Origin of the sequence: Streptomyces sp. MMCC 100, from assembly GCF_041538145.2 — a bacterium.
Taxonomy (GTDB): Bacteria; Actinomycetota; Actinomycetes; order Streptomycetales; family Streptomycetaceae; genus Streptomyces.
This window is the reverse complement of the sequence record NZ_JBGORK020000001.1, coordinates 2,100,468-2,125,767: the sequence shown is the minus strand read 5'-3', so window position 1 is coordinate 2,125,767 and position 25,300 is coordinate 2,100,468. Positions and strand designations below refer to the sequence as shown.

General features: G+C 72.3%; 25 protein-coding genes. 14 read left to right on the top strand and 11 right to left on the bottom strand.

Translation table 11 applies throughout. The features are described 5' to 3' along the window. The first annotated feature begins 58 nt into the window (after positions 1-58). Genes ABS735_RS09790 through ABS735_RS09780 form a run of 3 tightly spaced genes read left to right on the top strand, consistent with a single transcriptional unit; the run spans position 59 to position 3,327 of the window. A complete protein-coding gene (locus ABS735_RS09790; RefSeq protein ID WP_373906474.1) occupies positions 59-1,456 on the top strand; it encodes a GntP family permease in 1,398 nt (465 codons plus the stop codon). 39 nt (positions 1,457-1,495) lie between these two features. Next, positions 1,496-2,257, top strand: coding sequence for an SDR family oxidoreductase (locus ABS735_RS09785; protein ID WP_373906475.1), 762 nt, complete (start codon positions 1,496-1,498; stop codon positions 2,255-2,257). Between the two features lie 29 nt (positions 2,258-2,286). Beyond that, positions 2,287-3,327 (top strand): L-idonate 5-dehydrogenase, encoded by a 1,041-nt coding sequence (locus tag ABS735_RS09780; protein WP_373906579.1) that lies wholly within the window; start codon positions 2,287-2,289, stop codon positions 3,325-3,327. A 177-nt stretch (positions 3,328-3,504) separates the two neighbouring features. Here the strand turns inward: ABS735_RS09780 and ABS735_RS09775 are convergent, their stop codons facing one another. Then, the gene (locus tag ABS735_RS09775; RefSeq protein WP_373906476.1) at positions 3,505-5,043 is read right to left on the bottom strand and encodes an APC family permease; all 1,539 of its coding nucleotides are present in this window, start codon (positions 5,041-5,043) and stop codon (positions 3,505-3,507) included. A 51-nt stretch (positions 5,044-5,094) separates the two neighbouring features. Next, positions 5,095-6,042, bottom strand: a complete 948-nt coding sequence (locus tag ABS735_RS09770) for a tetratricopeptide repeat protein (protein ID WP_373906477.1) — start codon at positions 6,040-6,042, stop codon at positions 5,095-5,097. A 306-nt stretch (positions 6,043-6,348) separates the two neighbouring features. Between ABS735_RS09770 and ABS735_RS09765 the strand changes: the two genes are divergently transcribed. The 6 genes from ABS735_RS09765 to ABS735_RS09740 all read left to right on the top strand — a co-directional run bounded on the left by ABS735_RS09765 (position 6,349) and on the right by ABS735_RS09740 (position 11,084). Further along, a complete protein-coding gene (locus ABS735_RS09765; RefSeq protein ID WP_373906478.1) occupies positions 6,349-7,248 on the top strand; it encodes a DMT family transporter in 900 nt (299 codons plus the stop codon). A gap of 45 nt (positions 7,249-7,293) precedes the next feature. Further along, positions 7,294-7,833: an NUDIX hydrolase gene (locus ABS735_RS09760; RefSeq protein ID WP_373906479.1), complete on the top strand. Its 540-nt coding sequence runs from the start codon at positions 7,294-7,296 to the stop codon at positions 7,831-7,833. A 134-nt stretch (positions 7,834-7,967) separates the two neighbouring features. After that, the gene (locus ABS735_RS09755; protein WP_373906480.1) at positions 7,968-8,360 is read left to right on the top strand and encodes a YidH family protein; all 393 of its coding nucleotides are present in this window, start codon (positions 7,968-7,970) and stop codon (positions 8,358-8,360) included. Between the two features lie 2 nt (positions 8,361-8,362). Then, positions 8,363-8,692 (top strand): DUF202 domain-containing protein, encoded by a 330-nt coding sequence (locus tag ABS735_RS09750; protein WP_373906481.1) that lies wholly within the window; start codon positions 8,363-8,365, stop codon positions 8,690-8,692. A gap of 145 nt (positions 8,693-8,837) precedes the next feature. Next, positions 8,838-9,863, top strand: coding sequence for a phosphotransferase family protein (locus ABS735_RS09745; protein ID WP_373906482.1), 1,026 nt, complete (start codon positions 8,838-8,840; stop codon positions 9,861-9,863). 6 nt (positions 9,864-9,869) lie between these two features. After that, positions 9,870-11,084 (top strand): acyl-CoA dehydrogenase, encoded by a 1,215-nt coding sequence (locus ABS735_RS09740; RefSeq protein WP_373906483.1) that lies wholly within the window; start codon positions 9,870-9,872, stop codon positions 11,082-11,084. A gap of 50 nt (positions 11,085-11,134) precedes the next feature. Here the strand turns inward: ABS735_RS09740 and ABS735_RS09735 are convergent, their stop codons facing one another. After that, entirely contained in the window at positions 11,135-11,728 is a 594-nt protein-coding gene (locus tag ABS735_RS09735) for a TetR/AcrR family transcriptional regulator (protein ID WP_373906484.1), read from the bottom strand. A gap of 150 nt (positions 11,729-11,878) precedes the next feature. Beyond that, the gene (locus ABS735_RS09730) at positions 11,879-12,649 is read right to left on the bottom strand and encodes an SDR family oxidoreductase (RefSeq protein ID WP_373906485.1); all 771 of its coding nucleotides are present in this window, start codon (positions 12,647-12,649) and stop codon (positions 11,879-11,881) included. 172 nt (positions 12,650-12,821) lie between these two features. Here ABS735_RS09730 and ABS735_RS09725 point away from each other — a divergent pair, with 172 nt between their 5' ends. Beyond that, positions 12,822-14,084 carry an exo-beta-N-acetylmuramidase NamZ family protein gene (locus ABS735_RS09725; RefSeq protein WP_373906486.1) on the top strand — a complete coding sequence of 421 codons (1,263 nt, stop codon included), beginning with the start codon at positions 12,822-12,824 and terminating at the stop codon, positions 14,082-14,084. Positions 14,085-14,100: 16 nt separating this feature from the next. On the opposite strand, the gene ABS735_RS09720 is transcribed toward ABS735_RS09725, so the two are convergent. Continuing rightward, positions 14,101-16,908, bottom strand: a complete 2,808-nt coding sequence (locus ABS735_RS09720; RefSeq protein ID WP_373906487.1) for a penicillin acylase family protein — start codon at positions 16,906-16,908, stop codon at positions 14,101-14,103. A 221-nt stretch (positions 16,909-17,129) separates the two neighbouring features. Between ABS735_RS09720 and ABS735_RS09715 the strand changes: the two genes are divergently transcribed. Both ABS735_RS09715 and ABS735_RS09710 read left to right on the top strand, forming a co-directional pair. Then, positions 17,130-17,732, top strand: a complete 603-nt coding sequence (locus tag ABS735_RS09715; protein WP_373906488.1) for a hypothetical protein — start codon at positions 17,130-17,132, stop codon at positions 17,730-17,732. A 346-nt stretch (positions 17,733-18,078) separates the two neighbouring features. Continuing rightward, complete coding sequence (locus tag ABS735_RS09710; RefSeq protein ID WP_373906489.1) at positions 18,079-18,816, top strand: 3-keto-5-aminohexanoate cleavage protein; 738 nt, start codon at positions 18,079-18,081, stop codon at positions 18,814-18,816. Between the two features lie 33 nt (positions 18,817-18,849). On the opposite strand, the gene soxR is transcribed toward ABS735_RS09710, so the two are convergent. Next, positions 18,850-19,389 carry a redox-sensitive transcriptional activator SoxR gene (soxR, locus tag ABS735_RS09705; protein ID WP_373906490.1) on the bottom strand — a complete coding sequence of 180 codons (540 nt, stop codon included), beginning with the start codon at positions 19,387-19,389 and terminating at the stop codon, positions 18,850-18,852. 142 nt (positions 19,390-19,531) lie between these two features. Here soxR and ABS735_RS09700 point away from each other — a divergent pair, with 142 nt between their 5' ends. After that, positions 19,532-19,993 (top strand): MaoC family dehydratase, encoded by a 462-nt coding sequence (locus ABS735_RS09700; protein WP_373906491.1) that lies wholly within the window; start codon positions 19,532-19,534, stop codon positions 19,991-19,993. On the opposite strand, the gene ABS735_RS09695 is transcribed toward ABS735_RS09700, so the two are convergent. From ABS735_RS09695 to ABS735_RS09685, 3 genes are all read right to left on the bottom strand, one after another. Next, positions 19,990-20,631 carry a TetR-type transcription factor C-terminal domain-containing protein gene (locus ABS735_RS09695; RefSeq protein WP_373906492.1) on the bottom strand — a complete coding sequence of 214 codons (642 nt, stop codon included), beginning with the start codon at positions 20,629-20,631 and terminating at the stop codon, positions 19,990-19,992. The two genes, ABS735_RS09700 and ABS735_RS09695, sit on opposite strands and share 4 nt — an antisense overlap. Positions 20,632-20,691: 60 nt before the next feature. Then, positions 20,692-21,006 carry a YiaA/YiaB family inner membrane protein gene (locus tag ABS735_RS09690; protein ID WP_373906493.1) on the bottom strand — a complete coding sequence of 105 codons (315 nt, stop codon included), beginning with the start codon at positions 21,004-21,006 and terminating at the stop codon, positions 20,692-20,694. A gap of 74 nt (positions 21,007-21,080) precedes the next feature. Then, the gene (locus tag ABS735_RS09685) at positions 21,081-22,232 is read right to left on the bottom strand and encodes an acyl-CoA dehydrogenase family protein (protein ID WP_373906494.1); all 1,152 of its coding nucleotides are present in this window, start codon (positions 22,230-22,232) and stop codon (positions 21,081-21,083) included. Between the two features lie 94 nt (positions 22,233-22,326). Between ABS735_RS09685 and ABS735_RS09680 the strand changes: the two genes are divergently transcribed. Beyond that, on the top strand, positions 22,327-22,977 hold the full coding sequence (locus ABS735_RS09680; RefSeq protein ID WP_373906495.1) for a TetR/AcrR family transcriptional regulator: 651 nt from the start codon (positions 22,327-22,329) through the stop codon (positions 22,975-22,977). Here ABS735_RS09680 and ABS735_RS09675 read toward each other — a convergent pair. Beyond that, entirely contained in the window at positions 22,961-24,343 is a 1,383-nt protein-coding gene (locus ABS735_RS09675) for a PP2C family protein-serine/threonine phosphatase (protein ID WP_373906496.1), read from the bottom strand. The two genes, ABS735_RS09680 and ABS735_RS09675, sit on opposite strands and share 17 nt — an antisense overlap. Beyond that, positions 24,321-25,151: an alpha/beta fold hydrolase gene (locus tag ABS735_RS09670; protein ID WP_373906497.1), complete on the bottom strand. Its 831-nt coding sequence runs from the start codon at positions 25,149-25,151 to the stop codon at positions 24,321-24,323. The genes ABS735_RS09675 and ABS735_RS09670 overlap by 23 nt, the downstream gene beginning before the upstream one ends. Between the last annotated feature and the right edge of the window lie 149 nt (positions 25,152-25,300).

Here is a 25,300-nt window from a genome sequence, read left to right as displayed (position 1 = left end):
CTCCCGCGGTCACGGCCCCGAACTCCCCCTCAATCCCCATCACCGCAAGGGAAGCACCGTGACCAGACTCAGCGTCGAGATGCTGGCAGCGGACCCCGTCGAGCCGATCACCTCGGCGGGCCACGCCCAGCTCGGCATCGCCGTCCTCCTGGGCATCGCCGTCATCGTCCTGCTCATCACCAAGTTCAAGCTGCATGCCTTCCTGTCGCTGACCATCGGGTCGCTGGCGCTCGGCGCGTTCGCCGGTGCGCCGCTGGACAAGGTCATCACCAGCTTCACCGCCGGGCTCGGCTCCACCGTCGCGGGCGTCGGCGTCCTGATCGCCCTCGGTGCGATCCTCGGCAAGATGCTCGCCGACTCCGGCGGCGCCGACCAGATCGTGGACACCATCCTGGCGAAGGCCACCCCCCGGTCGATGCCGTGGATGATGGTGCTGATCGCCTCGGTCATCGGACTGCCGCTGTTCTTCGAGGTCGGCATCGTCCTGCTGATCCCGGTCGTCCTGATGGTCGCCAAGCGCGGCAACTACTCCCTGATGCGGATCGGCATCCCGGCCCTGGCCGGTCTGTCCGTGATGCACGGTCTGGTCCCGCCGCACCCCGGCCCGCTGGTCGCCATCGACGCGGTGGACGCCAACCTCGGTGTGACCCTGGCGCTGGGTGTGCTGATCGCGGTCCCGACGGTGATCATCGCCGGTCCGGTGTTCTCGAAGTACGCGGCCCGCTGGGTGGACGTCCCGGCCCCCGACCGCATGATCCCGCAGCGCGCCTCCGAGCAGCTGGAGAAGCGTCCCGGCTTCGGCGCCACCCTGGCCACGATCCTGCTGCCGGTCGTCCTGATGCTGCTCAAGGCCCTCGTCGACATCATCGTCGACGACCCGGAGAACGGGGTGCAGCGCACCTTCGACGTCATCGGCAACCCGCTGATCGCCCTGCTGGTCTCCGTGATCGTCGGCATCTTCACGCTGCTGCGGCCCGCCGGGTTCGGCAAGGACCGCCTGTCGGGCCTGGTCGAGAAGGGGCTGACGCCCATCGCCGGCATCCTCCTGATCGTCGGCGCGGGCGGCGGCTTCAAGCAGACGCTGATCGACTCGGGCGTGGGCCAGATGGTCCTGGACATCTCCAAGGACTGGTCGATCCCGGCGCTGCTGCTCGCCTGGCTGATCGCGGTGGTGATCCGGCTGGCGACCGGTTCCGCGACGGTGGCGACCGTCTCGGCGGCCGGTCTGGTCGCGCCGCTGGCGGCCGACATGTCGACCACGCACGCCGCCCTGCTGGTCCTGGCCATCGGTGCCGGCTCGCTCTTCTTCAGCCACGTCAACGACGCCGGCTTCTGGCTGGTGAAGGAGTACTTCGGGCTGAACGTCGGTCAGACCATCAAGACCTGGTCCGTCATGGAGACGATCATCTCGGTGGTCGCCGGTGCTCTGGTGCTGCTGTTGTCCCTGGTCATATAGCCGCACCACGCACCGGCCAGAAGGATCAGGAGTACGACGATGACGGCCCACCCCCTCTTCGACATCGGCGGGCGCACCGCCCTGGTGACCGGCTCCAGCCGGGGGATCGGGCTGGCGCTGGCCCGGGGCCTCGCTCAGGCCGGCTGCCGGGTGATCCTCAACGGGCGCGACGGCGACCGCCTCGCCGAGGCCGCCGCCGGGCTTCCCGGCGAGGTCCACACGGCGGTGTTCGACGTGACCGACGGTCCGTCCGTGGCCGCCGGGATCGCGGAGGCCGAGGAGCGGGTGGGCCCGCTCGACATCCTGGTCAACAACGCCGGGATGCAGCTGCGGGCGCCCCTGCTGGAGTTCGCGGACGCGGACTGGCACCGCATCCTGGACACCAATCTCACCAGCGCCTTCCTGGTGGGCCGGGAGGCGGCGCGCCGGATGACGGAACGCGGCCACGGCAAGATCGTCAACATCTGCTCGCTGCAGAGCGAGGTGGTCCGCCCGGGCATCGCGCCCTACGCGGCCACCAAGGGCGCGCTGAAGATGCTCACCAAGGGCATGTGCGCCGACTGGGGCCCGCACGGCGTCCAGGTCAACGGTCTCGGCCCCGGCTACATCGAGACCGAGCTGACCCGGCCGCTCGTCGAGGACGAGGAGTTCAGCGCCTGGGTGCGCGGGCGCACTCCGGCGGGCCGGTGGGGCCGTACGGAGGATCTGGTGGGCGGGCTGCTGTTCCTCGCCTCGCCCGCCGCGGACTTCGTCGGCGGACAGATCCTGTATGTCGACGGCGGAATGACGAGCGTCCTGTGAGCGCCGGGGAGGCCGCCGGGCCGGCTTTCGTGCCGGGCTGTGTGATCCACGGCGCGGGTGACCTGCGGGTGCAGGACGTGCCAGTCCCCCGTCCGGGGCCCGGCGAGGCGCTGGTCGCCGTGCGCTACGGCGGTGTCTGCGGCTCCGACCTGCACTACTGGCGGCACGGGGGCGTCGGCGACTTCCGCCTGCGGGAGCCGATGCTGCTCGGGCACGAGGTGGTCGGGACGGTCGTGGCGTACGGCTCCCCGGACACGGCGGGCCCGGCGGCCGGTACGTCCGTCGCCGTGCACCCGGCGACCCCGTGCGGGGTGTGCCCGGAGTGCGTGGACGGGCGGCGCAACGTCTGCCGGGACACCCGGTACCTGGGCAGCGCGGCCCGTTTCCCGCACGTCCAGGGCGGGTTCGCGGCGCGGATCGTCGTCCCCGCCCAGCAGTTGCGCCCCCTCCCGGCCGGTCTCGACCCGCGCAGGGGCGCGCTCGCCGAGCCCCTGTCCGTCGCCCTGCACGCCGTGCGCCGGGCCGGGGACCTGACCGGCCGGCGCCTGCTGGTCACCGGCGCCGGACCGATCGGGTGCCTGGTGGTCGCGGCGGCGAAGGCGGCGGGCGCGGCACACGTGACGGTGACGGACCTGCTGCCCTCCGCCCTGGAGTACGCGCGGGCCGCCGGCGCCGACACCCTCGTACGGGCCGACGTCCCGGACGACTCCGGTTGGCCGGCGGAAGTCGACACCGCCATCGAGGCCTCCGGGGTGGCCGCGGGTCTCGACACCTGTCTGCGGCTGGTGCGGCGCGGCGGTGCGGTCGTCCAGCTCGGCATGCTGCCGCCGGGGCAGAGCCCCTTCGCGGGCAACCTGGTGGTGAGCCGGGAGATCGAGCTGCGCGGGGCGTTCCGCTTCGACGGCGAGTTCGACGACGCGCTGCGCCTGCTCGCGGCCGAGCCCGCGTTCGACGCGCTGGTCAGCGCGGTGGTGCCGGTGCGGGAGGCGGAATCGGCGTTCGAACTGGCGGCGGACCGGAGCCGGTCCTGCAAGGTGCTGCTGGACTTCGGCGCGGCCCCGGCCGGCTGAGCCCCGACACGTTCCCGCACGCTTCGGGCTCCGCATGCCTCGGGCCCCGCATTCCTCGGGCCCCGCACGCTTCGGGCTCCGCATGCCTCGGGCTCCGCACGCCTCGGGCCCCGCACGCCTCGGGCCCGGCCGTCTGAGCGGCCGGAGCCCGGACACGCGTAGGGACCGTCCCCTGTGTCAGGAGGACGCGGCCTTGTCCAGCTGGAACGCCTCGTTGCCCTGGCCGATGCGGGCGTGCCGCTCGGGGGCGCGGGAGCGCAGGATCAGGCCCTGCACCACGCCGGCGACCGCGGCGAGGGCGATGATGCCGGGCAGCGCCCAGCTCAGGGCGGAGTCGGGTCCCGCGCCGACGAGGACGTCGAAGTCCTTGACCGTGTAACCGGCGATCACCAGCAGGGCGAGGCCCGCGACCGTGGAGGTGACCAGGCGTACGCCCTGGGCCCCGGCGGCCCCGCGCCGGACGAAGAAGGCCACGACGGAGAACGAGGCGGCGGCCATCAGCACGATCACGCCCAGTGCCCCGATGTTGCCGCCCCAGGTGAACAGGTGCAGCACGGGCTGGGTCGGGTCGCCGTTCGGCTTGTCGTCGGCGAGGGCGAAGCCGACGACGACGACCGCGGACACGGCGGTCTGGAGCAGCGAGCCGGTGCCGGGCGCGCCGCTGGTGCCGCTGGTCCGTCCGAAGGCACGGGGCAGCAGGCCCTCGCGGCCCATGGCGAAGGCGTAGCGGGCGACGACGTTGTGGAAGCTGAGCAGGGCGGCGAACATTCCGGTGACGAACAGGACGTGCAGCACGTCGGTGAAGGTGTCGCCGAGCCGTGACTCGGTCAGGAAGAACAGCAGTCCGGCGCTCTGTTCCTGCGAGGTGCCGACGATGTTGTCGGGGCCGGTGGCCACGGTCAGGGCCCAGCTGCTGAGCGCGAAGAAGACGGCCACCCCGCCGACCGCCAGGAACATGACACGCGGGACGAGTACGTGTGGCCGGCTGGTCTCCTCGGCGTACACCGGCGCCTGTTCGAAGCCGAGGAAGGCGGCGATGCAGAAGCAGAGCGCGGTGCCGACCCCGGCGCCGGTCAGGGTGTCCGGGTTGAAGGCGTGCAGCGACAGGCCCTGCGCCCCCGGGTCGGCGACGGCGGCGATGTCGAACACCACCACCAGCACGACCTCGATGAGCAGCAGTACGCCCAGCACGCGCGCGTTGACGTCGATCTTCAGCCAGCCCAGCGTGCCGACCGCGAGCACCGCCAGCAGGGCCGGGATCCACCAGGCCACGTCGAGGTCGGCGTAGGTGGACAGCAGCCCGGAGACCTCGAAGCCGAAGATGCCGTAGATGCCGACCTGGAGGGCGTTGTAGGCGACCAGCGCGACCAGGGCGGCGCCCGCGCCGGCGGTGCCGCCGAGGCCGCGGGAGATGTAGGCGTAGAAGGCGCCCGCGTTGTGGACGTGGCGGCTCATCTCGGCGTACCCGATGCTGAACAGGATCAGCACCACGCCGAGCACCACGAAGAGGAGTGGCTGTCCGACGATGCCCATGACCGCGAAGGTGGTGGGCATGACGCCCGCGACCACCATCAGCGGGGCGGTGGCGGCGAGCACGGACAGGAGCAGTCCTCCCGTGCCCAGCCGGTCGGCGCGCAGGGCGCGCTCCTCGCCCTTGAAGGTGCTGATGGCGCCACCGCTCGCGGATCTGCTCGTGCTCGAACTGCCCGTGGTCATCGCAGGACGTCCTTCTCTCGTGTGGGTGATGTGCGTCGGGTCGTCGGGCGGTCAGGCCGTGCCGAGCGCGACGGCGCGGGCGGCACGGAAGGCGGAGAACGGGTCGCGGTCCGGGTACGACCACGGGGCCGGCGTGGCGTGCTCGCCGATGCGGTGGAACAGGGCCGCGGCCTCGGCGCCGCGGCCCTCGCAGGACTTGGCGTGGGCGAGGAAGTTGAGGTCGATCAGCCGGCGCGGGTGGCCGTCCTGCTCCCACTCCAGCCACCAGTCGAAGGCCGCCTTCATCACCAGCCGGGCGCGCCGGCCGACCCAGTGGCCCGAGGCGGCCGGGTCGGGGGACTCGTGTCCGGCGGCGGCCAGTACGCGGTAGCGCTCGGCGTGCGCGACGACGGGGAGGATGGCCAGCGGGGAGTCGGCGGGGGCCTGCTCGGCGGCCCAGTTGGCGAAGTCGTACACCTCGTGCAGCGCGTCGGGGCCGCCGCCGCCGCGCTCGGCGAGCCGGGCCACCATCAGGTGGTGGGCGTGGTGGTGGTCGGCGTACCGTCCGCGCACCTCGTCGAAGACGCGGATGACGTCCTCGTCGGCGCCCAGGGAGCGCTCCAGCATGAGCAGCCCGAGCCAGGGCGTGGGGTCGTCCGGCACGAGGGCGGCGGCCTCCCGGCACGCCTCGCGGACCCGGGCGGGTTTCTCCTTGCCCCGCAGGGCGCGGTGGACCAGGGCGAAGGCGAGCAGCACCGAGGCGTCGGCGGAGCCGGGGTCGGCGAGCAGCCACTCGCGGGCCCAGGGGGCGCAGTGGGGCTCCTTGGCCAGTACGGCCACCCGGTGCCCCCGGCGGTCCCAGTCGTCACCCGTGTGGACCAGCAGGGAGCGGACGGACTGCCATCGTCCCTGGGCCAACGCGGCTCGGGCGGCGACGAGTTCGGCGTCGTCGAGGGCCTCGTCGAAGGCCTGGGCCGCGCGTTTGCGGCCGCGGCCGAGGGGAGGCGGGGGTGGGGACACCGCGGGAAACTTCCTCACGCGACGCGGTAGGTCGTCGTAGCCGGACTGCCATGACCGGATTGCCATGAACTGATCACGCACAGCAAAGCGGCAGCCAAGGCTTGACGTCAAGAGGAATCAGGCTGTTACACGCGTCAACTCGCGTGACACCAGGGGAACTTGCATCGCGGCGATCGCCGCCTTCGCCCCGGGCGCTCGTCGCCGGCCCGAACCCCGAATGCGCCGCTCGCCCGGCACCCGGCGGCCACCCGCACTAGAGTCGGTCCCTACGCCCCCGTGACCCGACTGACGATCGAGGTACACAGCGTGTCGGTTCTGGTTCTGGTCCTCGCCGTGTGCGCCGCGTGCTGTCTGGGTTTCGGTTTCGTCCTCCAGCAGAACGCGGCCGAGCGCGCTCCGCTGGGCGACTTCCTCTCGCCCCGCCTCCTGCTCGACCTCGTACGGGTGCCGCGCTGGCTGGCCGGCATGGGGCTGATGGTGGCCGGTCTGGTCCTCGGCGCGATCGCGCTGGGCGGCGGCGAACTGACCCTGGTCGAGCCCCTCCTGGCGACGAACCTGCTCTTCGCCCTCGCGCTCTCCCGCGTCCGGACCCGGCAGCCGCTGGGCCGCCAGGGCTGGGCCGGTCTCGCACTGCTCGCGGGCGGGGTGACGGCGTTCATCCTCGCGGGCGAGCCGCGCGGCGGCAGTGCGGTGACCGACCCGTTACGGCACTGGCTGATCATGGGCGTGATGCTGGGCCTGGCCCTCCTGCTCACGCTGTGCGCCGGCCGCCTGCGGCTGACCTGGGGTCCGGCGTTGTTGGCCCTGGCCGCCGGCCTGGTGTACGGGGTGCAGGACGCGTTGACCCGGGTCAGCGGCCGGCGCTTCTCCGCGGGCGGTCCGGCGGAACTGCTGACGGGCTGGCAGCCGTACGCCGTGGTGGTGCTCGGCATCACCGGCCTGGTCCTGGTCCAGAGCGCCTTCGAGACGGCCCCCCTGCGCCGGTCGCTGCCCGCGCTGACGGCGGCCCAGCCGCTCGCGGGGATCGCCTGCGGGGTCGGTTTCCTCGGCGACCGGCTGCACACCGACGCCGGTGCCCTCGCGTGGGAGGCGGGCGGCCTCGCGGCGGTCGTGGCGGGCATCGTCCTGCTGGGGCTGCACCCGGCGCTGCCGCAGGGCACGGGCACGGGTGAGAGCGGGCGCGAACGGGCGCTGGAGCCGAGCTGACCGGGTCTGCGGTGCCTGTGGTCCGGACGCTGCTTGGATGGGGGCATGAGTTCTGCTGACGAGATCCTCGACGTCGTCGACGAGAAGGACCGCGTCGTCGGGCAGGCCCGGCGGGGCGACGTGTACGCCCGGGGCCTGCGGCACCGCTGTGTGTTCGTGTGGGCCCGGGACCCCGAGGGCCGGGTCTTCGTCCACCGCCGTACGGCGACGAAGCTGGTGTTTCCCGCGCTGTACGACATGTTCGTCGGCGGGGTGGTGGGCGCGGGCGAGTCCTACGACGACGCGGCGCTGCGGGAGGCGGAGGAGGAGCTGGGGGTGAGCGGGCTGCCGCGGCCGGAGTTCCTGTTCAAGTTCCTCTACGACGACGGCGCCGGGCGGACCTGGTGGTCGGCGGTGTACGAGGTGCGGTGCGCGGGGGCGGTGTCTCCTCAGGTGGAGGAGGTGGCGTGGTACGGGTTCCTCACGGAGGAGGAGCTGGCGGGGCGGGTCGAGGAAGGGGAGTGGGAGTTCGTGCCGGACGGGGTGGCGGCGTACTCGCGGCTGCGGGCTCGGCGGGGGACCAGTGGTACGGAGTCGGTGCGGTGACCCTGCGTGAGGGCGGGCGCGGGGGTGGGCGCGCGGGCGCGGGGGCGGGTACGCGGCCCGGCGGTGCGGGGTGCCTCCCCCGCCCACCTGTGCCGCCCCAGCGGCACGACTGCCCGCGGCTGTAGGGTCCCCGGGTGATCGGATTCGTGCGGAACGTTCGGTTGTGGTTTGTGCCTGGGGAGGTACGGCGGGAAGGGGGGACCCCCGACTATCGGTTCTCGCTGGCCAACGAGCGAACGTTCCTGGCCTGGCTGCGTACCGCCCTCGCGCTGATCGGCGGCGGGTTCGCGGTGGATCAGTTCCTGCCCGACCTGCGGTGGGGCTGGCGGGTCGGGCTCGCGCTCGCGCTGCTCGCCGCCGGTGTGCTGTGCTCGCTGCGGGCCGTGAACCACTGGACTCGCTGTGAACGCGCCATGCGCCGGGGCGAGGACCTCCCCGTCTCCCGCTTCCCGGCGCTGCTCAGCCTGGTCGTGGCCGTGGTCGCCGTCGTCATGGTCGTCGTGGTCCTCGCCGGCTGGGAGGGCTGAGCGTGAGCGGCGCCGACGCGGCACCCCCGGACCGCGACCCGGGGCTCCAGCCCGAGCGCACCCGGCTCGCCTGGCGCCGCACCACCCTGTCCTGCACGGTCGTCGCCGTACTCGCGGTGAAGGCGGCGCTGCAGGGCGGCGCGACGGCCGTCTCGGTACTGGCCGCCGCCCTGTGCTGCGCCCTCTGGCTGGCCTTCCTCCGCATCACCCACGGCCGTATCCGCACCCTCGCCGCGGCGAACCGGCCCCGCGCGCTCACCCCGCCGCACGCCACCGCCGCTGCCCTGTGCACGCTCGCACTCGCCGTCTGCGGGGCGTTCCTCGTCTTCTGAGGGCAAGGCGCATCCTGAGGGCAAGGCAACCGCCGCCGCGCGGCCCGCCCGTAACGCCGATCACGTTGCGGCCGTCCACTGGACGGCATACCGACCGGTCGGCATCATGTGTCTGGTACTGTTCACCTGCCCCAGGGAGAGACCGATGAGCCCCGACCACCCGCCCGGACTCGATCTCGACCGGTTGCGCGTCCTGCTCGACCGCGAGCGACCCGGTCTGGTGACCGGCCCGCTGTCCGGCCGGCTGATCGAGGGCGGACGGTCGAACCTCACCTACGCCGTCTCGGACGGCACCGCCCGCTGGGTGGTACGACGCCCTCCGCTCGGCCACGTCCTGGCCACCGCGCACGACATGAGGCGCGAGCACCGTGTCATCAGCGCGCTTCACCCGACGGACGTGCCCGTGCCGCGCCCGGTGCTCCTGTGCGAGGACGAGGAGGTGCTGGGAGCGCCCTTCTACGTGATGGAGTTCGTGGACGGCACCCCGTACCGCACCGCCGAGCAGCTCGCCCCCCTCGGGCCCGAGCGCACCCGCGCCGCAGTGCTGAACCTCGTCGACACGCTCGTCGCGCTGCACGCGGTGGACCCCGCCGAGGTCGGCCTCGCGGACTTCGGCCGACCCGAGGGCTTCCTGGACCGTCAGCTGCGCCGCTGGGCCAAGCAGCTCGACGCCTCCCGCAACCGCGACCTGGCCGGCATCGACGAACTGCACGCCACCCTCGGCCGGGAACTGCCCCGCTCCCCCGCCCCGACGGTCGTGCACGGCGACTACCGCCTCGACAACGTGCTGATCGGCGGCGAGGACGACGAGATCCGGGCGATCCTCGACTGGGAGATGTCCACCCTCGGCGATCCGCTGACCGACCTCGGCCTGCTGGTGATGTACAGCAGCCCGCTCGGCATGCCCGACTCCCCCGTCTCCACCACCGCCCAGGCGCCCGGCCACCCCGCCCCCGCCGAGCTGATCGAGCGGTACGCCGCCCGGTCGGGGCGTGACGTCTCCTCGGTCGCCTGGTACACGGCGTTCGCGTGGTTCAAGCTCGCCGTGATCCTGGAGGGCATCCACTACCGCTACACGCTGGGACAGACGGTCGGCCGCGGCTTCGACCGCATCGGCGATCTCGTCCCCGTCTTCATCGAGCACGGCCTGACCACCCTTCAGGAGGGCTGACCCGCCATGGACTTCGCGTTCGACGCACGCACCGAGGAACTCCGCGCCAGGCTGCTCGCCTTCATGGACGAGTACGTCTACCCGGCCGAACAGGTCGCCCACGAGCAGCGCGCCCGGCTCGCCTCCCCCTGGGACACCCCGCAGGTCGTGGAGGACCTCAAGGCCGAGGCCCGCCGCCAGGGCCTGTGGAACCTTTTCCTGCCCGACGCCGAGCACGGCGCCGGCCTCACCAACCTGCAGTACGCCCCGCTCGCCGAGATCACCGGCCGCAGTCCGCAGCTGGCGCCGACGGCGACGAACTGCGCGGCGCCGGACACCGGGAACATGGAGGTGCTGGCCCAGTTCGCCGACGAGGCGCAGAAGAAGCAGTGGCTGGAACCGCTGCTCGCCGGGGAGATCCGCTCCGCGTTCGCGATGACCGAGCCGGACGTGGCCTCCTCGGACGCCACGAACATCACCACGCACATCGAGCGCGACGGCGACGAGTACGTCGTCACGGGCCGCAAGTGGTACATCTCCGGGGCGATGAACCCGGACTGCAAGATCTTCATCGTGATGGGCAAGACCGACCCGGACGGCGAGGACATCCGCCGCCAGCAGTCGATGGTTCTGGTCCCGCGCGACACGCCCGGGGTGACGGTCGACCGCGCCATGCAGGTCTTCGGTTACGAGGACCACTACCACGGCGGCCACGCCGAGGTGACCTTCGACCACGCGCGCGTGCCGGTGTCCAACCTGATCGGCGAGGAGGGCGGCGGCTTCGCCATCGCCCAGGCCCGGCTCGGTCCCGGCCGGATCCACCACTGCATGCGGCTGATCGGCATGGCCGAGCGCGCGATCGAGCTGATGTGCCGCCGCGCGGTGTCCCGCAACGCCTTCGGCAAGGCGCTGGCCCAGCAGGGCGTGGTCCACAACTGGATCGCGGACGCCCGGGTCACCGTCGAGCAGCTGCGGCTGCTGGTGCTGAAGACCGCCTGGCTGATGGACACCGTCGGCAACCGGGGCGCGCACACCGAGATCCAGGCCATCAAGATCGCCACGCCCCGCGCGGTGGTCGACATCATCGACCGGGCGATCCAGCTGCACGGCGCGGGCGGCGTGAGCCAGGACTTCCCGCTGGCCGAGCTGTACGCGGGAGCGCGGACGCTGATGATCGCCGACGGCCCCGACGAGGTCCACCAGCGCTCGCTGGCCCGCCGGGAGATCAAGAAGTACCTCTGAGCGGCGCGGCGCCCCCGGGCATCCCGGGGGCCCGTCACCTCAGGGGCACGTCAGGGGCGCAGCGCACGCAGCAGCAGGTCGGCGAGGTGGTCGGCGACCTCCTGCGGGCTGAGCGGGCCGTCGGGGCGGTACCAGGTGGACAGGTGGTGGATGGACCCGAAGTGGTAGTCCACCACCAGGTCGGCCGGGGTCTCCTCGGTGAAGACGCCGGTCCGCTGCCCCTCCTCGATGAGCGCGCGGAAGCGCTCGTGGTAGCGCCGGCGCTCCGCGCGCACCTGCTTGTTCTTCTCCGGGCTGAGCTGGTGCATGGAGCGGAAGAAGATCGACGCGTCGTCGAGGTTCTCGATGGTCGTGACGACGACGTCGGCCGCCGCGTCCCGCACCCGCTTCTCGACCGGCTCGTCGGCGTCCGCGAACGCGTCCAGGCGTTCCTGCTGGAGGCGCAGCACGCGCGCGTACACCTCGTGCAGGAGGTCGTCCTTGGAGCCGAAGTAGTGGTACAGCGCCCCCTTGGTGACGCCTGCCGCCTCGACGATCTCCTGTACCGAGGTGCGGTCGTAGCCCTGCTCGGCGAAGAGCCGGGTGGCGGCGGCCAGGAGCCGCTGCGGCACCGGAGTGCCGTCCCCGTCCGTGGTCCTGGGCACTGCCGTCACCTGCCTTTCCGTTTCACTGTCCGTTCACTGTCGTGTCCTGCCGTGTACGGGAACGCGGTTCCCGACGGAGGATCTTCCCACTCTCCGGCTCCGGCACGTCGGGCAGGGCGGCCCGGCGCGGGGCGTGCACCGGGCGGGCGGTCACCGGGCCGTCGATTCCTCCCACTGCCGCTGGAGCCGGTTCATGCCGCGCAGCCAGCGGTCGGGGTCGGCCGCCCGTGCCTGGTAGTACTCGGCCGCCTCGGGGTGCGGCAGGATCAGGAAGCGGTCCTCCTCGATGCCCTTGAACAGGGCGTCCGCGACGTCCGCCGGTTCGATCGCGGTGGGCCGCAGCACCAGGTCGCCCGCGCTGCCGGTGGCGTCCAGCATGTCGGTGCGCACCCCTTGCGGGCAGATGGCGTGCACCTTGATCCCGCGGTGGCGGTACGTCAGGGACAGCCACTCGGCGAAGGCGTACGCGCCGTGCTTGGTGACGCTGTAGGGCGCGGCGCCGATCATGGTGAGCAGTCCGGCGGCGGAGACGGTGGAGACGAAGCGGCCGCTGCCGCGCTCCAGCCAGTCGGGGAGCAGTTCGTGGGCCGCGCGGACGTGGGCCATGACGTTGACGTCCCAGGCGAGTGCCCAGGCCGACTCCTCCGCGGCTTCCGAACCCCCGCAGCCGACGCCCGCGTTGGCGCAGTACACGTCGACCGTGCCGCCCAGCGCCTCGCGGGCCTCGGCGACGATCGAGGAGGCGTCGCCCGGGACCGCGATGCCGCCGATCTCGTCGGCGACGGCCTTCGCCCGCCCGGCGTCCAGGTCGTTGACGACGACCCGGGCTCCCCCGGCCGCGAAGCGGCGGGCCAGCGCGGCTCCGATGCCGCCTCCCGCCCCGGTGACGACGACTCCGGCATCCTGCACGGCTTCCACCATCGGTCTCCTTCGGCATGGCTCGGGCACTGCTCGCTCCCCGTTGCAGCGCCAGACTAACCAGTCGGTATGTGCGACGGAAGAGGCGAACCGCGGTCTACTCCATTCCCCGCGCCCCAGGGCCCGGGTTAGCGTGCGTGCGCATGACACCCGCCGCGATCACGGAGGTCACCGCATGACGCTGTCCAGACGGAATCTGCTCGCCACGACGGCCGCGGTGGCGGCCGGCACCACCGCCGCCGCCGCGTCGGCGGGCACGGCACAGGCGGCCCCCGCGGGCCACGGGGGACGCCGGCTGCGCACCGGCTTCGAGCGCCTCGCCGACGGCGGCTACGCCCCGCTCGACGGGCAGAAGGTCGGCATCGTCACCAACCCGACCGGCATCACCCGGGACGTGCGCCACATCGTCGACGTCATGCACGCCGACGACCGCGTCGACCTGACCGCCGTCTTCGGACCCGAGCACGGCTTCCGGGGTACGGCGCAGGCGGGCGGCTCCGAGGGACGCTACGACGACCCCGCGACCGGGCTGCCGGTCTACGACACGTACCTGAAGAGCGGGCAGCCGCTCGCGGACGTGTTCACGGCGTCCGGCGTGGACACCGTCGTCTTCGACATCCAGGACGTGGGCGCGCGCTTCTACACGTACATCTGGACGCTGTTCGACTGCATGGAGGCGGCCGGGCTCGCGGGCAAGCGGTTCGTGGTCCTGGACCGGCCGAACCCGGTGACCGGACGGGCGGCCCTCGGTCCGGTCCTGCACAAGGAGTTCGCGACCTTCGTCGGTCGGCAGCCGATCGCGCAGGCGCACGGCATGACGGTCGCCGAGCTGGCGCTGCTCTTCAACGGCGAGTTCCTGTCGTCGCCGGTGCCGCTGGAGACGGTGACGATGACGGGCTGGAAGCGCTCGGAGTTCTACGACGCCTCCGGGCTGCCCTGGGTGCCGCCGAGCCCGAACATGCCGACGCCGGAGTGCGCGCTGGTGTACTCGGGGACCTGCCTGTTCGAGGGCACGAACCTCTCCGAGGGGCGCGGCACCACCCGCCCGTTCGAACTGCTGGGCGCCGAGGGCATCGACGGGAGCTGGGCCGTCGCCGCGAACGAGGTCGGCCTGCCGGGTGTGCGCTTCAGGGAGGCGTACTTCGCGCCCACCTTCTCCAAGTTCCAGGGGAAGACCGTCGGGGGTGTGCAGCTCCATGTGCACGACCGGGCCGCGTTCGACCCGGTGCGCACCGGGATCGCCCTCCTGGTGACCGCCAAGCGGACCTGGGACGGTTTCGCCTGGCGGTCGGACAACTGGATCGACAAGCTCACCGGCTCCACCCAGGTGCGCACGATGATCGACGCGGGCGCGGACACCGACGAGGTGGTGGACGGCTGGGAGAGGGAACTGGCGGCGTTCCGAAGGACGCGCCGCCAGTACCTGCTCTACCGCTGATGCCGCTGCCGGCCGGTCACCTGTGGGACGTGAACTCCACGACCTGCTGGTAGGTCGGCCGGTTCTGCCAGCCGATGCCGCCGTGCTTGATGCCGCCGAGGGTGCGGTGGATCACCGAGTCGGCACACCACTGGTCCCCCGCCGAGCAGTTGTCGTCGCCGGGATAGACCTGGGCGGCCGTGCGGCCCGCCGCCTCCTGGAGGGTGGAGACCAGGGTGTCCCGGCAGGCGGCGAGGTCGCCGTCGCCGCAGTACGCGTGCGCGAGCGGGCCCTTGACGGACTCGCCGAGCACGGCCCGGATGTCCTTGTCGACATAGCTCCACCAGCCGTACTGGAAGGCGCTGCCGGCGTGGGCGCCGGTCGGGCCGTGGGCGGCGGACGGGGACTCGTCGACGGGCAGGTTGCGGGTGAAGGCGGTGTACAGGTCGGGGCCGAGACCGGGTTCGAACTCGGCCTTCACCAGCAGCGGCCACCAGGCGTCCAGGGTGCGGATCGCGTCGGCGTGCGCGTACTTCTTGGAGCCCGCCGAGGTCTCCGTGCGCAGGCCGCCCGCGGACAGCCACGCCTTGAGCCCGTCCACGGCCGTCTTGGCCGCGGGGTCGGTCACCGGCGCCGACTCGATCACCTTCAGCAGGTCGGGCAGCACGTCCTCGGCCCGCAGGTCGGCGAGGGCGGCCTCGGCCATGGCCTTGACCAGCGCGGTGCGGGTGACACCGCCGTCGGCGACCAGCTTCTTCACGCGGTCGTCGAGGAGGTTGCCGCGGTGGACGGAGCCGTTGCCCCAGGAGGCGGCCGGGTAGTCCTTGGCCTGCTTGTTGTTCCAGGAGATGTAGTAGTCCTGGTCGACCGACTGCGGGTGGGCCGGCGCGCCGGTGTACCGGGCGGTGTTGTCGGCCGGGTCCCAGCCCCGCCACTCGTACGCCTGCCGGGCCCAGACCGGGAACTCGGCGTCGACGCCGTCCGCCCGTACCGGGTTGTCGCCGCTGTTGTAGTACGCGGTGTGCTCGGAGTCGGCGTAGAACCAGTTGAAGGTGTAGTTGATGTGCTGGACGGCGCTCTGGAAGCGCTCGGGGCTGTCGAGGTAGTCCGGGTCGTTCAGCATCTGGAAGCCGATGATGGAGTCGGCCTCGTGGAGGTAGGAGGAGCGCAGGGTGGTGTAGGCGACCTTCTTGCCGTCCACCGTGGCGCGGGACTCGACGGGGCCGTACTTGGTGCGCCAGACGCGCATCGTGTAGGAGCCGGCCGCGGTGGAGTCGGCGACGGTCGGTTTCCAGGCGTTGTGCCGCTCGACCTTCTCCATGGGCGTGCAGGTGCCGCGGTAGAGGTAGTGGTAGTCGTCCTGGCACAGCTCGACCGCGTAGGTGTCGATGATGTCCTGGCCGGATGTGGTCGCGCTCCAGGCGTAGTCCTGGCCGCGGCCGAGTTCGACGTACATGCTCAGGCCCGCGAAGGAGGCGCCGCGGGCGCTGATGCCGGGGCCCTGGATCTCCTGGAGCATGAGCAGCTGCGGGGCGAAGTAGCCGGTCTGCGGTCCGAAGACGGCGACCGGGTGGCCGCTCGCGGTGTGCTCGCCGCTGACCACCAGGGCGTTGGACATCCCGCGCCGGGCCGAGGTCACGGCCGCGTCCGCCGCCTCGGTGGAGGCGCCGGTCGCGCCCGCCGCTCCGGCGCTGCCCGTACGGTCGTACACCAGCGGCTCCGCCTCGACCGAGCCGGCGTCGGGCAGGGCGCGGCCCTGCGGGTCGTCCGGGGTGGGCAGGTACGGGAAGCTGCCGTCCTGCTGGGTGAGGACGGCCTCGGGGTCGTTGCGCTCGCGGAAGGACTCCCAGACCTCGGTGCCCTCGGCGACGCCGTACTTCTCCTGGGCGGCGAGGAGGGAGAGCGCGTTGTTCACCTCGCCGCCGCCTCCGGCGCCGAAGAGGGAGCCGATGACGGAGGCCAGCGCGATCAGGTCGGAGCGCTTGAAGTGCTCGATGGTGCCGGCGTTGGTGATGGCGTCCTTGTGGCCGGTCAGCACGTACTCGCCGGGGAAGTAGCGGCCCTTGTCGGAGGCGTCGATGTAGGCGTTGACACCGGCGACGTAGGCGTCCACGTCGGCCAGGGCCAGCTCGCCGCGCTCACCGGCCTTGGCGGCGGCGCTCTCGATCTGCGCCTCCAGGTCGGCCTCGGTGTAGGGGGCGCTGCGCCAGAACTGCTGCTCCAGGCCCTGGTTGGCGGGGGCGCCGCCGGCGAAGGGGGTCAACTGACCGCGTCCGACGTGCCGGAAGAGGTCCATCAGCCACAGCCGGTCCTGGGCCGCGGCGTAGCCGGCGCCGAACTCGGTGCCGTAGCGGGTGGTGCCGGTGATGTGCGGCACGCCGGTCTTCTTGTCGCGGACGATGGTCACGTCGTCGCGTCCCGCGGGGCGGACGGTGGAGGCGGCCTGGCCGTCCGGGACGCCGAAGGAGGCGTCGTTGAAGAAGGTGTTGATCTTGTCGTTGGTGAGGCCCTTGTAGCCGGTGGCGAGGTTCGCGTAGGGGCCGAGCTGGTCCTCGGCGTGCGCGGGCTGGGTGCCGAACGCCTGGTTGAGGAGGATCTGGGCGAGGGTGGCGTTGCCGTTCTGGCCGGGCGGCAGGATGTCGGAACACTGCCCGCCGCAGTGGTCGTTGGCGGCGGCTTCGGCGGCCGTGGTCTCGGTGGATCCGGTCCCGGCCGCCATCGCCGGGGAAAGCGGTGACAAAGCTCCGGCAATGAGGGCGCATACGGATGCGGTCTTCAGGAACCCGTGGAAGCCGCGGGGAGTTCTCAGTCTGTCGAGGGCGTTGCGTGGGGTGCGCCGTGGCATGGCAGCTCCTCCCGACGGGGGTGTGGCGGGACGTTACCGCCGGTATCCCCGAGTTGGAAGATGAACATGCGTCACTTTTTGGAGCGGGTGGATCGGCTTATGGGGGGCATCGGAAATCGGATGGAGCCGAATCGCTTGTCGATACGTCTATTCGGCGACGTCCGTACGACGACGCCGAAGTGACCGAAGTACAGGTGCAGGTGTGACGGAGGTGCAGGGCGATGGCCGGTTTCCGAAGTCTGGCGAGACAGGTCCGCGATCCACGGTGCGATCTGGCGCTGCGGCGCTATTCGCTGCGCAAGTGCCTTGAGCGTTTTGCCCCTTATGGGCACAGGGCGACCTGGGACCATCTCTGCTCCCGGGCCGGGTTCGGTCCCGAGGACCGCTCCCCCGACCCAGCGCGGCTCGTGGCCGCACTGGAGGAGCTGGAGGAGGCGCGTTCGGTGTGGCTGGCCTACGAGGTCGAGTTCGCCGAGCGGCGCAGGAAGGAGAAGCACGACGGGCTGCGCAGGCCGGGCAGCGTGGACGACTGGCACCGGCTGACCTGGGGCGGGTTCGGGGTGGCCTGGTGCGACGACCCGCGGGTCCACCCCGACGGGCCGCTGGCGGAGGTGCTGCGCCGGCTGATCTCGGCGCTGGAGCGTGACCCGGGGGCCGTGTGCCCGGTGTGCGACGGGGAGCGCCTCGTCTGGAAGTACGACCTGGACCATGAGCCCTCGACGGGCCCCGTCTGCACGGACTGCGGAATCCTCGTGCCGCGGCCTGTCCTCACTCCGGACGCACGGGCGGGCGCCCGGCGGGGACGGTTGCTGATGTCGGCGTAGGGCCTGTCCGGCGGATCAGGTCGCAGGAAAGACGCGGCACCTCGTCGACGCTGGTGAGCGGGGTCGGGTGCGTACAGCTGCAAGGCGGAGGAGGGCGTCGACGCGATGGGGGTCCCCCCGCGCGAGCGAAGTCGAGCGTGGGGGAGTCGACAACCGACGACAACGCCGTGGGGGCACCTCCCACGCCCTTCAGGCAGTGGGGGCGTGCCCGACCCCGCGTCTGCGGCATGATCCGCCGGACAGGCCCTAGCGGCCGCGGGGGTGTGCCGGGGATGCCGCACCCCCGGTAGCCGGTACGGCACCGAGCCCGGCGGGCGTTGTCAGTGGCGCCCGGCACCATGGGTGCATGGTGCAGTTGTGCGTGAACGGGGCGCGGGGCGGCGCCGACGGAGCGGTGGTGCCGCTGTCGCCGGAGGCGATCGCCGGCTCGGTGGCCGAAGCGGTCGCCGCCGGGGCCACGGACGTCCATGTCCACCCGAAGACACCGTGCGGGCGGGACACGTTGTCGCCGCGCGTCCTCGCGGCGACGCTGGAGGCGATACGGGCACGGCTCCCGGCCCGAGTACCGGTCGGGGTCACGACGGGCGCCTGGGCCGAACCCGATCCGGCGGCCCGGGCGGCTCGGATACGGAGCTGGACGGTGCTGCCCGACCACGCGTCGGTCAACTGGCACGAGCCGGGCGCCGAGGAGACGGCCGCCGCGCTGATCGAGCGCGGGGTGGCGGTGGAGGCGGGCGTCTGGTCCGGCACGGACGGAGCGGCCCGCTTCCTGCGCTCGCCGCTCGGGCCGAAGGTGCTGCGGGTCCTGGCGGAGATCACGGACACCGGCCCGGCGACCGCGCGGGACTCGGCGCACGCCCTGCTGACCGCTCTCGGCCCGGCTCACGGCCGCCCCGTCCTGCTGCACGGCGAGGACGGCGGCACCTGGCCGGTGCTGCGGCTGGCCGGCCGGCTGGGCCTGGCGACCCGGATCGGCCTCGAGGACACCCTGTTCCTGCCCGACGGCAGCCGGGCCGCTTCGAACGCCGAACTGGTCACCGCGGCAGTGGCGGAGTGGGCCTCGGCCCGCCGGGGCGGCGACTGACAGCCCGCTGCCCCGGCCCGGGTCGCCGGGCCCTCAGTCGCCGCAGCAGTTCGCGTCCCGGTCCTCGGCGCGGCCCGGCCGACCGCCGCCGACGGAGCCGGGGGCGGAGGCGGCGCCACGACGCTCCACGAGCAGCCGGGAGCCGGTCAGGCGTTCGCCGAAGACGTCGTCGGGGTTGGACAGGACACAGGTGTCCAGGGACAGGCAGCCGCAGCCGATGCAGTCGGTGAGGTGGTCGCGCAGCCGGTTGAGCTGTTTGATGCGCTCGTCCAGTTCGGAGCGCCAGGACTGGGAGAGCCGGGCCCAGTCGTCCGCGGTGGGCGTGCGCTCCTCCGGCAGTTCGGCGAGCGCCTCGCGGATCGTGGCCAGCGGGATGCCGACCCGCTGCGCCGCGCGGACGAAGGCGACCCGGCGCAGCGCGTCACGGCTGAAGCGGCGCTGGTTGCCCGAGGTGCGGCGACTGCTGATCAAGCCCTTGGACTCGTAGAAGTGCAGGGCGGAGACGGCGGCACCGCTGCGCGCGGCGAGCTGGCCGACCGTGAGCTCGTGGATCTTCTCGGGAATCTGAGGCACCCCTCGAACCCTACCGACCCGGTCACCCGTCCGGTCCGTTGACAGGGGCTCCGCGGACCACCATGCTAAGCAGTTGCTTAGACTGATGCAGACGCGCTTCGACCAGCACGACTTGGACCAGTACGACTTGGGAGGCCGGGACATGGCAGAGCCGAGGATCTTCGCGTCCGCCGACGAGGTGAAGGCGGCGGTGGGCAAGCAGCTGGGGTACACCGACTGGGTGGAGGTCGACCAGAAGCGGATCGACCTGTTCGCCGAGGCGACCGGGGACCACCAGTGGATCCACGTGGACCCGGAGAAGGCCGCCGCCGGACCGTTCGGCACCACCATCGCGCACGGCTATCTGACCCTGTCGCTGCTCCCGCTCTTCGGACCGCAGCTGATCCAGGTCGAGGGCGTGAAGATGGGCGTCAACTACGGCACCAACAAGGTCCGCTTCCCCTCCCCCGTGCCGGTCGGCTCGCGCCTGCGCGCCACGGCGACGATCACCGGCGTGGCGGACGTCAAGGGAGGGATCCAGGTGAGCGTCGCCTTCACCGTGGAGCGCGAGGGCGGCGACAAGCCGGTGTGCGTCGCCGAGTCCGTCTCGCGCTACTACGTCTAGGCGGTGCCGGACCCGGCCCGGGCCCCCACCATCCGCAGCACGAGGTCGGCGTAGAGCGCGCCGACCTCGTCGGGCGTCCGGGGGCCGTTCACGTTGAACCAGCGGGCCACGTCGATGCAGAGCGACAGCACGGCCAGCGTCGTGCCCTTGACGTCCGGCACGTCGAACTCGCCCGTCGCCACGCCGTCGTCGATGATGCCGCGCACCGCGGCGTCGCACTGCCGGCGGAGCGTGAGGATCTCCTCCCGGGCCTCGGGACCGAGCGCGTCCAGCTCGTACTGCACGACCCGCGCGGTCGTGCGCCGCCCGGCGTGCCAGCGGACGAAGGAACTCACGGCGTCGGCGAGCCGTTCGGCCGCACTGCCCTCGCCCTGGGCCGCGGAGCGCAGGATGGCCACCGCCCGGGTGTGGCCGATGCGGCTGATGCGGTGGAGCAGCTCTTCCTTGGTCTTGTAGTGGATGTAGAGCGCGGCCGGGCTCATGCCGGCCCGTCCGGCGATGTCGCGGGTCGTGGTCGCGTGGTACCCGCGTTCGGCGAACGCCTCCACGGCGGCGACCAGGAGCCGCCGGGCCGCGTCAGGCGTGACCTCTTCCCACGGCTCGATGTCGCCGCCCGTCGTCTCGGCCGCCGTACTCATCGCTTGTTCGCCCCTCTCGGTGACAGGAGCACCACCATACCGCCGAAGGTGAGCGACCGCTTAGGGGCGCTGGCCCGCGGGGGTGCCGCCCGGCTTCTGGAAGGGATCGTGTTCGACGAGGATCTTGTCCAGTCGCGCCTGGTCCACCCGGCTCACTATCTGCCCGACCTCCTGGCGGTCGCGGATGATCTTGGCCAGCGTGAAGGCCGAGGTGACGAGGTACAGGACGGCGATGGCGAGGAAGGCGCGCACCCAGGCGTCGGCCTGGAGCTGGTAGATGCCGATGGCGGTGGCGGCCATGGCCACCGAGAACGAGGCGACGGCCTGTCCGTAGAAGGCCGCCGTGTTCTGCTGCTTGACCGGTGTGTCGCTCATGGGAAAAGGATCGGCGGATGTGGCCGGGGCCACATCCGCCGTCGTACTCAGTTCGGGTACTCAGAGCCCGGTGCTCAGAACGCCGAAACCCCGGTCAGCGCACGCCCGATGACCAGCTTCTGGATCTGGCTGGTGCCCTCGTAGAGGGTCATCACGCGGGCGTCGCGCAGCAGCTTGCCGGCCGGGTACTCGTCGATGTAGCCGTAGCCGCCGAAGACCTGGAGGGCGTTGTTGGCGGCGCGGACGGCCGCCTCCGAGGCGAAGAGCTTGGCCTTGGAGGACTCGACGGTGAAGGGCTGCCCGCGGTCGATCAGGTCGGCGACCCGCCAGGTCAGCAGCCGGGCCGCGTCCACGTCGAGGGCGATGTCGCTGATCAGCTCCTGGACGAGTTGATGGTGAGCGATGGTCTTCCCGAACTGCTCCCGCTCCCCCGCGTACTTCACGGCCGCGTCCAGCGCGGCCTGGGCTATGCCGACGCAGCCGGCCGCGACCGACATCCGCCCCTTCGCGAGGGCCGACATGGCGACCGAGAAGCCCTTGCCCTCGGGGGCCAGCATCGCGGAGGCGGGGACACGGACGTCCTCCAGGACGAGTTCGGCGGTGGCCTGACCACGCAGCCCGAGCTTGCCGTGGATGGTGCGGCGGGTCAGACCGGGCGTGTCGGTGGGCACGAGGAAGGCGGAGACGCCCTTGTGCCCGGGCGCGTCGGTGGAGCGGGCGAAGAGCAGCACGACGTCGGCCCAGGTGCCGTTGGTGATGAACATCTTGGTGCCGTTGACGACGTAGTCGTCGCCGTCCCGGGCCGCGCGGGTGGAGAGGTTCCCCGCGTCCGACCCGGTGCCGGGCTCGGTGAGGCCGAAGCAGCCGACGTACTCGCCGGAGGTGAGCCCCGGCAGCCAGCGCCGCTTCTGCTCCTCGCTCCCCCAGGCCGCGACGGTCTTGGCGACCAGGCCGAGGGAGACGGAGACGATCCCGCGCACGGAGCTGTCGCCGCGCCCCAGCTCCTCCGTGACCAGGCAGTACGCGAGGTGGTCGCCGCCGGATCCGCCGTACTCCTCGTCGATCGTGAGCCCGAGGAAGCCGACCTCGCCGAGCTTCTTCACGATTCCCCGGTCCACCTCCTCGGCGCGGTCCCACGCGACGACATGGGGGGCGATCTCCCGCTCCACGAAGTCCCGGGCGAGCTGCCGTACGGCGCTCTGCTCCTCGCTGAGCTCCAGGTTCATGCCGAGTCACCCCACAGGAAAGAGATCTTGGAAGCGGCACATCGAAAGCCGTACATTTAAATTAGCACTGCTAGTTTATGTCCGCAGCCCTACTATGTGCGCCATGGCCCGACCGCGCAAGCCCCTGCTCAGCACCGACCGGATCGTCGAGACGGCCCGCGCGCTGGTGGACACGGAGGGCCTCGCGGCCGTCTCCACGCGCCGGCTGGCCGCGGAACTGGGGGTCAGCGGGCCCTCCCTCTACAACCACTTCCGCACCAAGGACGAGATCCTCGAGGCGGTCGCCGACTCGGTGAGCGCACAGGTCGACCTGTCGATGTTCGAGGACGGCCGGGAGTGGCGGACCGCGCTGCACGACTGGGCCGTCTCCTACCGGACGGCCCTGCGCGACCACCCCAACATCGTCCCGGTCCTGGCCCACGGCCCCGGCCGCCGCCCGGCCGCGCTCCACCTCGCGGACGCCGTGTACGGGGCGATGGTCGACGCGGGCTGGCCGCCGGCCCAGGCCACCTCCATCGGCGCCCTGATGCGGTACTTCGTCATGGGCTCCGCACTCGGCTCCTTCGCCCGGGGCTTCCCCGACGACGCGAGCGCCTACGACCCCGCCGACTACCCGCACCTCGGCAAGGCGCACCTGCTGGCCGAGCAGCAGGACAAGATCGACGAACGGGCGTTCGAGACCGGCCTCGCGGCCCTCCTGGACGGGCTGGTGCTGCAGTACGAGCGGTTCAGGCGGGACGGCTAGGGACGCCCAGGGCGAGCAGGGCAGTGTCGTCGTCGACGCCGTCGCCGAGCTTCTCCAGCAGGTCGGCCACGGCCGCGATCACGTCGCCGGGCGCCGTCGAGGCCTGCCGGGCGGCGAAGTCCCGCAGCCGTTCGTCGCCGTAGAGGGTGGTGCGCTCGGGGTCCGTGCGGGCCTCGGTCAGGCCGTCGGTGTAGAGGAGCAGGGTGTCGCCGGGGCCGAGGACGGCGGTGGCGGGGGTGAAGGCCGCGTCGGGCAGGGCGCCGACCAGCATGCCGCCTGGGGTGGCGAGGTAGTCGGCCCGCCCCGGGCCGTCGACCGGGGCGCCGGCCCGCAGTACGAGCGCCGGCGGGTGGCCGCCGGAGGCGAGGCGGACCGTCGTGCGACCGCGGACGGCGTCCGGTTCGACGACGCCGACGACGGCGGTGCAGTGGCGCGGGTCGTCCTCCAGGCCGTAGCGGTCGTTCAGGACGGCGTTGAGAGTGGCCAGGGCACCGACCGGGTCGGAGTCGTGGAAGACGGCCGCCCGCAGGGTGTAGCGGGTGACGGACGTGACGGCGGCGGCTCTGGGGCCTTTGCCGCTCACGTCGCCGAGGAAAAAGGCCCAGCGCCCCGCGCCGAGGGCGAACAGGTCGTAGAAGTCGCCGCCGAGCCGGTCGGGCGAGGCCGTGTAGTAGTACGAGGCCACGTCCAGGCCCGGGACGGCGGGCAGTTCGGCGGGCAGCAGGGCCTGCTGGAGCACGGCGAGAGCGTCGGCCAGCCGGGCCCGGTCCGCCTCGGAACGGGAGCGTGCCGCCTCCGCCTCCCGCCGCGCCGCCTCCGCCACCCGCCGCGCCGCCTCCGCCTCCCGCCGCGCCGCCTCGGCCAGGTCGCGGGCCTCGTCGGCGGCTGTCCTGCGGCGCAGCAGCTCCTCCTCGTAGGCGCGCCGGTCGGAGGCGTCGAAAACCGTGGTGCGGATCAGTACCGGCTCACCGTCCGCGTCCCGTTTGACCGCGGCGGAGACGAGCACCGGCAGCCGTCCGCCCGTGGCCGTCCGCATCTCCAGCGCGACCCCGCCGATCTCTCCCCGCAGGCTCAGCAGGGGTGCGAAGTGGGTCTCGTGGTAAAGCCTGCCGCCGACGGTGAGCAGGTCGGCGAACCGCCTCAGGCCCACCACCTCGCGCCGCTCAAGGCCGAGCCAGTCCAGCAGCGTCGCGTTGACCTTGGTGACGGTGCCGTCCATGGCCGTGGACAGGAAGCCGCAGGGCGCGGCGTCGTACAGTTCCTCGGCACTGTCCTCCGGGCCGGCCGCGCCGTCGGCCGCAGTCACCCGCTCGTCCCGGCCGCCGGGGACGCCGGGCGCGGGGTCAGGAGTCCGGCCGGGTGCCATGGACACGGTCCAGGAAGCCGAGAACGGCGTCGGCGGTGGCCTCGGGAACACTGAGCTGGGGGCAGTGCCCGGTGGCGTCCAGCGTGACCAGCCGGGCGCCGGGGATGCGCGACCGCACGAACGCGCCGATCCCCCGGGGAGCGATGACGTCCTCGGCGCACTCCAGGACCAGCGTGGGCACCCTCACCCCCTCCAGGTCTCCACGGTTGTCCGAGAGGAACGTGGTGCGCGCGAACACGCGGGCCATCGCCGGGTCGGTCGCGCAGAAGCTGTCGGTCAGTTCCCGGCCCAGCTCCGGCCGGTCGGGATTACCCATGATCACCGGCGCCATCGCGGACGACCAGCCGAGGTAGTTGGAGTCCAGCGAGGCCAGCAGTTCCTCGATGTCGTCGGGCGTGAAGCCGCCGCGGTACCCGTCGTCGTCGAGGTAACGCGGGGACGGGGTGACCATGACCAGGGAACCGATCCGGTCGGGCGAGGCGCGCAGGGCCAGGACTCCGGCCATCGCGCTCACCGAATGCCCGACGAACGTCACCCGCCTCAGGTCCAGCGTCCGCAGCACGTCGACCACGTCCTGCGCGTAGCCGTCCAGCGAGGCGTACCGCTCGGGGACCCAGGCCGTCGGGTCGGACCGGCCCGACCCGACGTAGTCGAACAGGACGACCTTGTAGCGCCCGGCCAGCCTGGGCACCACCAGACGCCACATGTTCTGGTCACAGCCGAACCCGTGCGCCAGCACGACCACCGGGCCGTCGGGATCGCCGGTCACCCTGACGTTGTTCCGGTGCCGTACGTCCGTGCCCGCCATGCCGCCTCCAGCTCGCGCCTCATTGGCCCCCTTTCGAGGAAGAATAAATCTATAAGTACAATTATTTCCTTTGTTCCCTCGGGCTTCCTGGCCCGACCTGTTCCTGGCCCGACGTGAAGGCGTCGGTTCCTCGCCCTGGACGCTTCGGC

What these genes read in the sequence shown, in the direction of transcription:
- ABS735_RS09785 (WP_373906475.1), top strand. Translation starts at nt 1,496, where the DNA reads ATGACGGCCCACCCCCTCTTCGACATCGGCGGGCGCACCGCCCTGGTG.
- ABS735_RS09775 (WP_373906476.1), bottom strand. Translation starts at nt 5,043, where the DNA reads ATGACCACGGGCAGTTCGAGCACGAGCAGATCCGCGAGCGGTGGCGCC.
- ABS735_RS09760 (WP_373906479.1), top strand. Translation starts at nt 7,294, where the DNA reads ATGAGTTCTGCTGACGAGATCCTCGACGTCGTCGACGAGAAGGACCGC.
- ABS735_RS09745 (WP_373906482.1), top strand. Translation starts at nt 8,838, where the DNA reads ATGAGCCCCGACCACCCGCCCGGACTCGATCTCGACCGGTTGCGCGTC.
- ABS735_RS09740 (WP_373906483.1), top strand. Translation starts at nt 9,870, where the DNA reads ATGGACTTCGCGTTCGACGCACGCACCGAGGAACTCCGCGCCAGGCTG.
- ABS735_RS09730 (WP_373906485.1), bottom strand. Translation starts at nt 12,649, where the DNA reads ATGGTGGAAGCCGTGCAGGATGCCGGAGTCGTCGTCACCGGGGCGGGA.
- ABS735_RS09725 (WP_373906486.1), top strand. Translation starts at nt 12,822, where the DNA reads ATGACGCTGTCCAGACGGAATCTGCTCGCCACGACGGCCGCGGTGGCG.
- ABS735_RS09720 (WP_373906487.1), bottom strand. Translation starts at nt 16,908, where the DNA reads ATGCCACGGCGCACCCCACGCAACGCCCTCGACAGACTGAGAACTCCC.
- ABS735_RS09715 (WP_373906488.1), top strand. Translation starts at nt 17,130, where the DNA reads ATGGCCGGTTTCCGAAGTCTGGCGAGACAGGTCCGCGATCCACGGTGC.
- ABS735_RS09710 (WP_373906489.1), top strand. Translation starts at nt 18,079, where the DNA reads ATGGTGCAGTTGTGCGTGAACGGGGCGCGGGGCGGCGCCGACGGAGCG.
- ABS735_RS09700 (WP_373906491.1), top strand. Translation starts at nt 19,532, where the DNA reads ATGGCAGAGCCGAGGATCTTCGCGTCCGCCGACGAGGTGAAGGCGGCG.
- ABS735_RS09695 (WP_373906492.1), bottom strand. Translation starts at nt 20,631, where the DNA reads ATGAGTACGGCGGCCGAGACGACGGGCGGCGACATCGAGCCGTGGGAA.
- ABS735_RS09690 (WP_373906493.1), bottom strand. Translation starts at nt 21,006, where the DNA reads ATGAGCGACACACCGGTCAAGCAGCAGAACACGGCGGCCTTCTACGGA.
- ABS735_RS09685 (WP_373906494.1), bottom strand. Translation starts at nt 22,232, where the DNA reads ATGAACCTGGAGCTCAGCGAGGAGCAGAGCGCCGTACGGCAGCTCGCC.
- ABS735_RS09680 (WP_373906495.1), top strand. Translation starts at nt 22,327, where the DNA reads ATGTGCGCCATGGCCCGACCGCGCAAGCCCCTGCTCAGCACCGACCGG.
- ABS735_RS09675 (WP_373906496.1), bottom strand. Translation starts at nt 24,343, where the DNA reads ATGGCACCCGGCCGGACTCCTGACCCCGCGCCCGGCGTCCCCGGCGGC.
- ABS735_RS09670 (WP_373906497.1), bottom strand. Translation starts at nt 25,151, where the DNA reads ATGGCGGGCACGGACGTACGGCACCGGAACAACGTCAGGGTGACCGGC.